At 36.9% G+C, this 9,881-nt stretch carries 8 protein-coding genes and 4 pseudogenes; 4 read left to right on the forward strand and 8 right to left on the reverse strand.

Annotation, left to right across the window (positions count from 1 at the left end; genetic code table 11):
• Positions 1–68: 68 nt before the first annotated feature.
• A pseudogene (locus tag ACPC57_RS10800) lies at positions 69–620 on the forward strand (Crp/Fnr family transcriptional regulator); the annotation flags it as partial.
• 46 nt (positions 621–666) lie between these two features.
• Here the strand turns inward: ACPC57_RS10800 and ACPC57_RS10805 are convergent.
• The 6 genes and pseudogenes from ACPC57_RS10805 to ACPC57_RS10830 form a co-directional block, all read right to left on the reverse strand.
• Positions 667–1,296 (reverse strand): hypothetical protein, encoded by a 630-nt coding sequence (locus tag ACPC57_RS10805; protein WP_274503944.1) that lies wholly within the window; start codon positions 1,294–1,296, stop codon positions 667–669.
• A gap of 8 nt (positions 1,297–1,304) precedes the next feature.
• Positions 1,305–1,958, reverse strand: coding sequence for a Crp/Fnr family transcriptional regulator (locus tag ACPC57_RS10810; protein WP_277836950.1), 654 nt, complete (start codon positions 1,956–1,958; stop codon positions 1,305–1,307).
• A 27-nt stretch (positions 1,959–1,985) separates the two neighbouring features.
• On the reverse strand, positions 1,986–2,264 hold the full coding sequence (locus ACPC57_RS10815) for an iron-sulfur cluster repair di-iron protein, ric (protein WP_171989973.1): 279 nt from the start codon (positions 2,262–2,264) through the stop codon (positions 1,986–1,988).
• Positions 2,265–2,280: 16 nt separating this feature from the next.
• Positions 2,281–2,508 carry a heavy-metal-associated domain-containing protein gene (locus ACPC57_RS10820; RefSeq protein WP_171989977.1) on the reverse strand — a complete coding sequence of 76 codons (228 nt, stop codon included), beginning with the start codon at positions 2,506–2,508 and terminating at the stop codon, positions 2,281–2,283.
• Between the two features lie 79 nt (positions 2,509–2,587).
• On the reverse strand, positions 2,588–4,438 hold the full coding sequence (locus ACPC57_RS10825) for a heavy metal translocating P-type ATPase (RefSeq protein ID WP_434066946.1): 1,851 nt from the start codon (positions 4,436–4,438) through the stop codon (positions 2,588–2,590).
• A gap of 267 nt (positions 4,439–4,705) precedes the next feature.
• Positions 4,706–5,284: pseudogene (locus tag ACPC57_RS10830) on the reverse strand (uracil-DNA glycosylase family protein).
• 181 nt (positions 5,285–5,465) lie between these two features.
• Here ACPC57_RS10830 and ACPC57_RS10835 point away from each other — a divergent pair.
• The 3 genes from ACPC57_RS10835 to ACPC57_RS10845 are packed head-to-tail and all read left to right on the forward strand — an operon-like array spanning position 5,466 to position 8,033.
• The gene (locus ACPC57_RS10835) at positions 5,466–6,188 is read left to right on the forward strand and encodes an ABC transporter ATP-binding protein (RefSeq protein ID WP_434066947.1); all 723 of its coding nucleotides are present in this window, start codon (positions 5,466–5,468) and stop codon (positions 6,186–6,188) included.
• Complete coding sequence (locus ACPC57_RS10840) at positions 6,185–7,369, forward strand: ABC transporter permease (protein ID WP_434066948.1); 1,185 nt, start codon at positions 6,185–6,187, stop codon at positions 7,367–7,369. The genes ACPC57_RS10835 and ACPC57_RS10840 overlap by 4 nt, the downstream gene beginning before the upstream one ends.
• A gap of 25 nt (positions 7,370–7,394) precedes the next feature.
• On the forward strand, positions 7,395–8,033 hold the full coding sequence (locus tag ACPC57_RS10845; RefSeq protein WP_217375166.1) for a TetR/AcrR family transcriptional regulator: 639 nt from the start codon (positions 7,395–7,397) through the stop codon (positions 8,031–8,033).
• Positions 8,034–8,273: 240 nt separating this feature from the next.
• On the opposite strand, the pseudogene ACPC57_RS10850 reads toward ACPC57_RS10845, so the two are convergent.
• Positions 8,274–9,290, reverse strand: a pseudogene (locus ACPC57_RS10850) (PAS domain-containing protein); the annotation flags it as partial.
• Between the two features lie 433 nt (positions 9,291–9,723).
• Positions 9,724–9,864 (reverse strand): annotated as a pseudogene (locus tag ACPC57_RS10855) (hypothetical protein); the annotation flags it as partial.
• Between the last annotated feature and the right edge of the window lie 17 nt (positions 9,865–9,881).

Consider the following 9,881-nt stretch of genomic DNA (forward strand, 5'->3'; position numbering starts at 1 on the left):
AAGTGGAAAACGAGCAACTCCTAATTGGAACTGCTCGTTTTTTTATTGTGAGAAGCTAGTTTTTGCCCAGCCTCAATGATCCAGAGCAGCTATCGATTATTTCAGCTGGTGCTATGAGAATCTATAAACTGAGTAAAACTGGTAAGGAACAGCTTATTCGTATTGTTAATGAGGGACAATATGACGGAGAGAATTATCTCTTTGGTCTCTCAAATGATTCTCTTTATGGAGAGGCCATCAAAGAAACAAAAGTATGTATCCTATATAAGTCAGATTTCAATAAGTTAATCAATCTTTACCCACAATTAAGCTGCAAACTACTTCAATTAAATGCCTACAAATCTTTAGAGGTTGAGAAGCAACTGCAACTACTGGCAATTGATTCAATAGAGGATCGTTTAGCTACCTACTTCAGTCAGCTCTCTCTCCCTTCAGAGGTAATGACTGAAGAGACCATTACGATACCAGTCTCACTGAAAGAACTAGCCAGCTATCTGGCTACCAGTCCTGAAACTATGTCCCGTAAATTAAGAGCTTTTCAAGAAGAAGGATTAATAAATAGAAATGGAAAGAAAATTATACTATTTCGTTCTTTTTGGGATAAATTTGACTTTCTATAATTTTTATAAACTAAAGGATAGGTGTTACTTCTACCTATCCTTTAGTTTATTTCTTTGTTTCCTTATAAAATGGCAGTAATTCATCAAAACTTTTTAATAGATCATCAATTAACCGTTCTAATGAGTGGTCAGTCTCAATTGGAATATCCTGTTTAACCAAGACCTTACGAACCTCACCTGATTTGACCTGTTTTAGTAAACTCTTTCGATTTTCTTCTGTTGCATCCATTTTGAAACTTATACCATTTTTTTGTACAAAGTAATACATGGCTCCAAAAGGAAGAAGATTCAAAACTTTATTTTGTTTCTCTAAACTGTTTTCAGACCTTCTTCTTTCTACAAAACTAACCTCAACGGAAATTCCGAAATTATCAGATTCCCCATAAAGACGAATAGCCAATGCCGAATCATCCAAACCATCGGAAGGCAATCGGAAGTAACACCAAAAATGTGGACGACATAACTGAGATTGATTCATCCATTGACTAACACGCTCTGCTTTAAATGGCTTTACCCTGTCTTCAAAAGATTTACTGATTAAACTGAATTCATCCCGGGCCTGTCGAGCTAGGTCCCTTAAATCCATCATATACCGGCTATAATTACCAGCCTTTTCAGGCTTAATATATTTTTCTCCTCGATAGGGTAGATATTCCTTTAATTTGTCAAACGACATTTTTTACCTCATAAATCAAGTAAGCCATCTCTGTTAAGAATAATTATTCTTCTACCTGAACGTTTTATCAATCTATTATCCTCAAGAAATCTAAATTTTCTAGAAAGAGTTTCAGGGGTAGTTCCTATATATCGCGCGATATCAATCATCTTCATAGGTAAACTGAACTGATAATCATTCGCTACTTTTGACAAATCCAAGAGGTAGTTCGACAAACGTTCCTCAACACGCTCCATAGATAAAATCTGGGCCTGTTTCTCTACTTGAATCATCTTTTGCGCACTTAATTCAAATAATTTAAGAGCTATTTGTGGATTCCTAAGCATTACTTGATTAAAAGCTTGTTTGCTCAAGCTACAAATTTCAGTTGTTTCGAGAGCTTCACCAAAAAGTGTCTCGTTTTTTATACCAAACAACTGATTTTCACCCTCATAGCTACCCGGTTCAACGACCCGTAAAAGCTGTTCATCACCATTTGTAGACAGTTGGAATACTTTCATACTTCCACGAGCTACAATATCTAGTTTTTCATCTCCTGGTTTGAAAATAATCTCATTTTTTTTAAATTGTTGGTGTCTCGCCAATTGATTGATTTCAATCTGCTCATCTTCTGACAGATAATTAAATAATGGTACAAGTGTTACGCAAAGATGTTGAACCATGGATAACCTCTTTCTAATTGACGAAACCTACTCTTGAGATAATTCGACAAATTGTTTTAAGAGCTGATAGGTTTTAGTAAATGTCCCACAAACATCATCTGGAATCGCAAAATCTTTTGTGACACCCCTTAGTTCCGAAAATTCATTTGATAGGTCCATATTATTACCCTGAATTTTATGCTGAATTGTTTCATAAAGTTTGCGAACTTCAAAAACTTCTGGATGATTTTTCCCATGAGCTTTTGTGATAGCATTAGTATATAAATCAAGCATCTCATCATTTGCTTCAAAAAATTGTTTTAACATTACAACTTCCCCCCTATTATTTTTCTGATGCTTTTAGAACATCATAGCCAATTGCTCGTACTGCATTCGCAATTTCTTCAATATTTGTCAGACTTGTATCAAAATTTGCTTTTGCCTTGCTAGCGTTGAAGAGAACCTTAACACTGTTCTTATCAACACCTGCCACACTTTTAATGGCTCCCTCAATTTTTTGCATACATGTAGGACAAGCCAGTGTTTCAAGCTGTAGTATAGCTTTTTTCATCATCTTTACTTCCTTTCCTTATTATATCTTTAGTATAGTACAATATTTAGAATAAAAAATTGATTTATATCAAGAATCTCTATTTTCTTTTATATTTTAAAAGCCTCATAGCATTCAAAATAACCAGGAGAATGCTACCTTCATGAACAAACATGCCAATAGCCATATTCATCCACGAACTTGAGAGAACGCTGATAAGAAGAACTACTACGACTAGCAATGAAATGAAGATATTTTCAATCATATTACGTCGTGTAGCTTTAGCCAATCCGATCGCATGAGGGATTCTGTGAAAATCCGAATTCATCAAAACAACATTTGAAGTTTCAATGGCAACATCTGTACCGTTTCCCATGGCAATTCCAATATCTGCCAAGGCCAATGATGGGCTATCATTAATACCATCTCCGACAAATGCTACTATTTCTCCACTTGCCTGACGTTTTCTCACAAATTCTGCCTTGTCTTCTGGTAGTAGATGACCATAAGCCTCGGTTAAGCCTAACTGACTAGCAACTAAATCAACTGTACCTTGATTATCTCCAGACAATAGAATGAGATTTTTTACTCCCATATTCTTAAGCGTCTCTAAATCCTCCTTGACTCCTTGTCTAATCTGGTCGCGAATCCCTACAACAAGAGCTATTTGTCCATCAATAGCAGTTAGGACAATTGAATTCCCTTCTGCTTCCATCCCTGCTATGTCGCTCTTCATCTGGTTAGTGAAAGGAATATTATATTGATTCATCAAATAAGAGTTCCCTACGAGAACTTGGTGATTTTGAATACGAGCAACAACTCCCCCACCTTGAACGACCTCTGTTGAGTCAATTACCTCTACTACAGAACCTGAGTAATGGTTCACAATTGCTTTCGCGAGCGGATGATCTGATTCTCTCTCAACACTAGCCAGTAAGCTCTCAGCAAGACTCCTATCACTGCTATAGTAGATTGTCTGTGTAACCTGAGGGTTACCATAAGTTAATGTTCCTGTTTTATCAAATAGCATTGTATCAACTTTACTAAAGTTTGTAATGACATCACTACCCTTAAATAAAATACCATGTCGTGCGCCATTTCCAATCCCTGACACATTTGAAACTGGTACCCCAATAACCAATGCACCAGGACATCCAAGAACCAAAATAGTAACGGCTAACTCAATATTGCGACTAATAAGCCAAACGAGAATAGCAAGCACCAAAACTGCAGGTGTATAGTATTTTGAAAATTGATCAATAAATCTTTCAGCTTTTGATTTGGAGTCTTGTGCTTCTTCGACTAATTCAATAATTTTCCCAAAAGTTGTGTCTTCCCCAATTTTATCAGTACGAAGTTGTATGGTCCCATTTTCGAGAATAGTACCAGCAAAAACTTTATCTCCTAGACCTTTAGAGACTGGAATAGGCTCACCTGTTATGCTAGATTCATTTGTTGTACCAGCGCCAAATATAACTTCACCATCAACAGGGATCTTACCACCTGTTTTTACTATAAGAATGTCACCTTCTTCAACTTCTTCAACCGACACCTCTTCAAAGTCACCATTGTGTGCTTTCCGAAATGCAGTCTCTGGCACCAACTCGACAAGATTCTTAATCGCAGAACGTGTCTTGGCTAATGTTCTTTGTTCTAAGTATGCACCAAACAAGAAGAGAAAAGCTACAATAGCTGATTCTTCAAACTCTTTAATAACAAATGCCCCTAAAATAGCAAGAGTTACTAAGAGATCGATGCTAATGACCTTAACTCTAAGAGCTTGATAGGCTTGAACAAAAATTGGTAAACCGCCAACTAATGAAGCTACAAACAGTAGATAAGCTGATCCCTGCTCACTACTAAAAACCCATTTGGATGAAAAAGCAAGTATAATAAGAACACCAGTTATTGCTGTCAACCAATTTCGATAACCTGATAACCATTTTTGCATGATTTCTACCTCCCTTATTGTCTCTAGTATAAATGAGTATAAAAATATAAGAATTGATTTATATCAAGTTTTAAAAATACTAGAATGTCTAGAGTGTTTCAAATACATCTAACTATGTTCAATTGATTTAATGATATTAATCATAGACCTATATTTTTATAATTCTATTCGGTTACGTTAGTGTCAGTTCTAAAAATTTTGACTATAAAAAAACCTACCATTCCTGGTAGATTGTTTAAAAACGATCTTCTGTATATTTCCGAATCTTTATTTAAGAATTGCTTTAACACGTTCCTGCAAAGCAGGAATAACCTGATCCAGAAACCAAGGATTTTTAGACTGCCAAATATTATTACGTGGCGAAGGGTGCACAAGGGGGAAAAATTCAGGTAGATATCTATCGAAATTCTTTACAGTATTGGTTAATTTTCCGTCGATCTCTGTTTTAAGTAATATCGTTGAGAATAGGCACCAATCAAAAGTATTAATTGTTTATTTGGCATGAGAACTAATGTTTTCTTATGCCATTTTTCTGCAAATCCTTTTCTTTGGAGGTAAGTCCCCCGTTTTACCTTTTCCAGGAAAATAATAATCCATTGGGACCACTGCAAAATATCCAGAATCATAAAAACATTCTCTATCAATACCTAACCATTCACGAAGCTTATTGCCGCTTAAATCATTGAAAAATATACCTAACTCTTGAGCACGAATACCCGGTGCTTGTGCTATGATTATAATTTGAGCAGTCTCTGGAGCAGAAAAAAGTGGTTTTATCCCTTTTTCTGTATATAAAATATTATCTTCATCGTACATGATTTCTTTTAAAAGTTTTGAATAGCTCATTCAAATCGTCCTTTCTCTTTATTACTATATTGTAGCATCTTTGTATGAGGGAAAACTTGATGCTTCTCAATTTTGTTAGCAAATTTCAATTTAAATTTTAAAAAATAATTTGACAAGTAAGTGATTATCCACTATAATAAAAAAAGTGAGTGATTACTCACTTACTTAGAAAGAGGCTCTTATGGAAAAATTATTAGATTTACAAGCAATCTCTAAAAACTTTGGGCAGCAGCTTGTTCTTGACAAGATCAATTTTAACCTGATAGCTGGTCAAATTATCGGTTTAATCGGCCCATCCGGTGCTGGAAAATCAACCATGATTAAAACCATGCTTGGGATGGAAAAGGCGGATCAGGGAGAGGCGCTTGTGCTAGGGCATCATATGCCCAACCGCTATGTCTTGGGAGAAATTGGTTATATGGCACAATCGGATGCCCTCTATGAGTCACTGACGGGTTTCGAGAATCTGCAATTTTTTGCCCGGATGAAGGGACTGTCTCGCGCTGAGATTCCTGAAGCCATTAAACATGTCTCACAAGTTGTCGAACTAACGGAGCACCTCAATAAGTCCGTTTCAGGCTACTCTGGCGGTATGAAACGTCGATTGTCTTTAGCCATTGCACTTTTAGGGAATCCTAGACTCCTCATTCTTGATGAGCCAACTGTTGGTATTGACCCTGCTCTGCGCCGTCAGGTTTGGAAAGAACTACATCAATTGAAGTCTGAAGGGGTTGGCATATTGATTACCACCCATGTCATGGATGAGGCGGAGCTGACAGATAAGGTTGGACTGTTGCTTGATGGCAAATTGATCGCCTTTAACAGCCCCATTGCCCTTAAGTCATCATATGGTGTCAATACAGTTGAGGAAGTTTTCTTGAAAGCAGAGGGAAAATTAGAATGAAGATTTTGGCCATTTCAAAAAAAGTATTCCTGGAACTATTACGTGATAAACGAACACTGATCCTATTATTTATAGCGCCTGTTTTTATCATGTGGCTCATGAATGCTGCTTTTTCCGCTAATACTGAAACAAATGTCAGCATCGCTGCCGTCGATGTTTCCGATAGTATTGTCAAATCCCTAGACGATGTGAAACATATTAAGGCCAAGGATTATAAAACAGAAAGCAAGGCAAATCAGGCTTTAGAAAATCAGACAGTCGATGCCGTCCTTATTTTCAAGGACGAAAACGACTACCAGGTAACTTATGCCAATACTGATCCCGGCAAAACAAACTTGACCCGTCAGGTCATAACGAGCACCCTCAAGCAAGCGCAAATTCAGGACCTAATCGAAAATCTCAAGAAGGCACAAGAAGCCAGTGCTCAAGCTGTTAAAAAGGCACAAAGACAGTCTGGCAATTTACAAGCCAGCGATTCTAATGAAGTAAATATTGATCAAGCCGAAACAGAAGAAATTTATAGTTCTCAAGGTGATGATATCAACCTCTCTGAACAATATATTTATGGAGATGAGGACACCACTTTCTTTACCAAAATGACTCCTATTCTGATGGGCTTCTTTGTCTTCTTCTTTGTTTTTCTCATCTCAGGGATGGCTCTTTTGAAAGAACGTACCACGGGAACACTGGATCGCCTCCTAGCCACACCAGTCAAGCGATCTGATATCGTCTATGGCTACATGCTGGCTTACGGTTTTATTGCAGCACTTCAGACAGTTGTTATTGTCTTATCAACCATCTGGCTCTTGGATTTGGAAGTTCTTGGCAATATAGGAGATGTCATCATTGTCAATATTCTTTTTGCGCTAGTCGCTCTGGCATTTGGTCTCCTGCTGTCCACTTTGGCCAAGTCCGAATTCCAAATGATGCAATTTATCCCGCTTATTATCACTCCGCAACTTTTCTTTTCAGGTATTATTCCTTTAGATTCTATGACAGGCTGGGTGCAATCTATTGGGAAAGTACTCCCACTTTATTATGCCGGGAACGCCTTATCAAAAATTGTTCTGAACGGTACCAGCATTGTCTATCTTGGAAATGACCTACTTGTCCTTTCCTTGTTTCTAGTCATTTTAACAATTTTGAATATCGTTGGACTAAAACGCTACCGCAAGGTATAATAGAGAAGAAAAGAATGAGGTAATAATGGATAACAACACGATTTTGCATAGCTATCAGAATTGGCTGGAAGCACAAAAAATGCCTGCTGGAAAAAAGAAAACCCTTTCTGCTGCTATTGAACTGTTTTCGCGGCAAGGTTACAATGGAACTTCGACTGCCCAAATTGCAGAAAAAGCTGGTATTAGTCAGTCCACCATTTTTAAATATTTCAAAACCAAAGAGGAGCTTTTATCAGAAATTATTGAGCCTCTCATTCCTGAGTTGAAAAAAGAATTTCTGCCCAAATTGAAGACCTATAGTAAAATTGAAGATGTTGTTCACTTTATTGTCCAGAATCGTTTTCGTTTCTTAGCTCAAAATGCAGATATAATAAAAATAATACTTCAGGAAATCTTAGTTAATTCAGAACTACGTCAGAGTCTAATGGTTGCTATTCAAGATACTATTATTGATGATTTGAAAATGCAGCTAAACCGGTTACAAAATGATAACCCCAATATTGTTACTTATCAGGAAGATTGTGAGGTTATCCGAACAGGCTTAGGACTCCTATTTGCATACTTTTTTCAACGATTTGTTCTTGAAATTTCAACTCAGTCGGAGGAGGAAGATTTGAAGTGCATTGAAGAACAGCTTACTAAACTGATAACAACAAAAGTTTAATGAGATTATATCTACTATTTTTCAAAAACACCAAAGGATTAAATACTTTGGTGTTTTTCTCATTATTATTGGAGTTATATGTACTCAAATACTTTTTCTGCACTGCTTATGAGCTTATATATTTTATACCTGTTCAGAATTATACTATCATGATTCATCCTTTTATCAGAAACTTAAAATCGGACGAATTCTATTACCAATTCAAGTTTAAAAGATATTAAACTTATCTAGTAAAAAATCTTAGATATCTCTATTAACATCGCTATCTAAATCCAAAAATTCTTGAATATCTTGGACGTATTCAAGCACACCCTCAAACTCATATTTATCATTACGAACTGCTGCATAGGTGACATAGACAAATTTACGATTTTTTCTGACCTAAACCACATGCTTACCTTATCCCTTTCGCCATTTCGTAAGAGTGCAAAGATCTTTTTAACCTTATCCAAAACTTTCGGCGGATGACATAGTTCAACATTCCGACCAACTTGTGACGGTGTCCTCTTGAAAACCATCTCTTCAGCTGGTGTGCCATCATTATAATATTGGAAAATCTCATCTTTGTTGACAAAAGTAATTTCTAAAGGTAGATGGTTAAAAATAAGATTAGCCTGTTCAACTGATAGAAAACCATTTCCAAATGGTTGTGGAGTAGAACGATCTATAACAGTTTCCCTTTCTTTCGGTGCAAAGGAAATAGTAAACTGGCCTTCAGGGGTATCGATGACACGTGTGTTAGAAACAATTTCGGAATCCTCAGATTCAATATTTTCTACAAAATTCTCTCAAACAGGTACCCATTCCGCCGTGGGCTTAATTATGGCATAACCGTATGCATCACTTTCTCTAGCAACAGACAGCCAATCATCTTGAGTGAGTGTCTCAAGTAAAATCATAAGAAGAATGGACTCTTCCTTGAAAATCATCTCTTCAAATTCTAGAGCAAATCCTTCAAAATTCTTAGATACATCTTCAATAGATTCGTGAGGAATCCGACTGACATCAGATTGAACCACTTCGAATAATTCACGTATATTATCATCTAATCCCCACATTACTTTTGGAGGTGAATCATGTCCATGACCTTCCATAAGGGAAAAGAATAGTTTCTCTTTTCGTGTATAGTGATTATGAAACTGACTAAGCAGCGCCATTTGTTTATTAAGCACCTGAAGTAAATTAACTTGTATTTCTTGATTGTCAGGTTTAGAATAATTTTCAAATGCGGCGCTTCTTCACGATAGAGAATCTTAGGAACTTTATCCCCTCCTTGCATGGTTGTCAGCGTTGGAGAAAGCCCTGAAAGGTCATAGACTCGTCCAGTTTGGATGAAAGAGGTTGGTAAAGTTCCTGCGACAACTACCCCATGTCGATCTTGACCAGTTAGGGTGAACATTGGGTCTTGATTGCCCTTAAATCGTCTCCCATGTTGGCGTTTTTCTAGTCTATCAGGGGTTAAAACTGGAATGGCAATTTTAGTTCCTTCACCTTTTCCTCTGGTTAAGGTTGGTGCTAACCCACTTGATAAATAAACCTCCCCATTCATCCCTTTACCTGACGGATTAACATTACCTAATCGTTCAAGACCAGTTGAGCTGTTTTCTCCTCTGAGAGGAAATAAGAATCGGGGACTGTATCTTCTAGAATGTCCGATAATAAAAATTCTTTCACGGTTTTGCGGCACTTGGAAATCTTTTCTGTCAAGTACCTGCCATTCGACATCATACCCCAACTCATCAAAATGAATGAGTCCTTCCTCCTCCATTTTAGAAACTATATTCTTTGCTTTCTCGATATCAATTCCCATAATAGCCATGAGATGACACATCACAATTTGTCGTGATG

It is taken from the genome of Streptococcus sp. VTCC 12886 (assembly GCF_049893425.1).
In the GTDB taxonomy this organism is placed as follows: domain Bacteria; phylum Bacillota; class Bacilli; order Lactobacillales; family Streptococcaceae; genus Streptococcus; species Streptococcus suis_AA.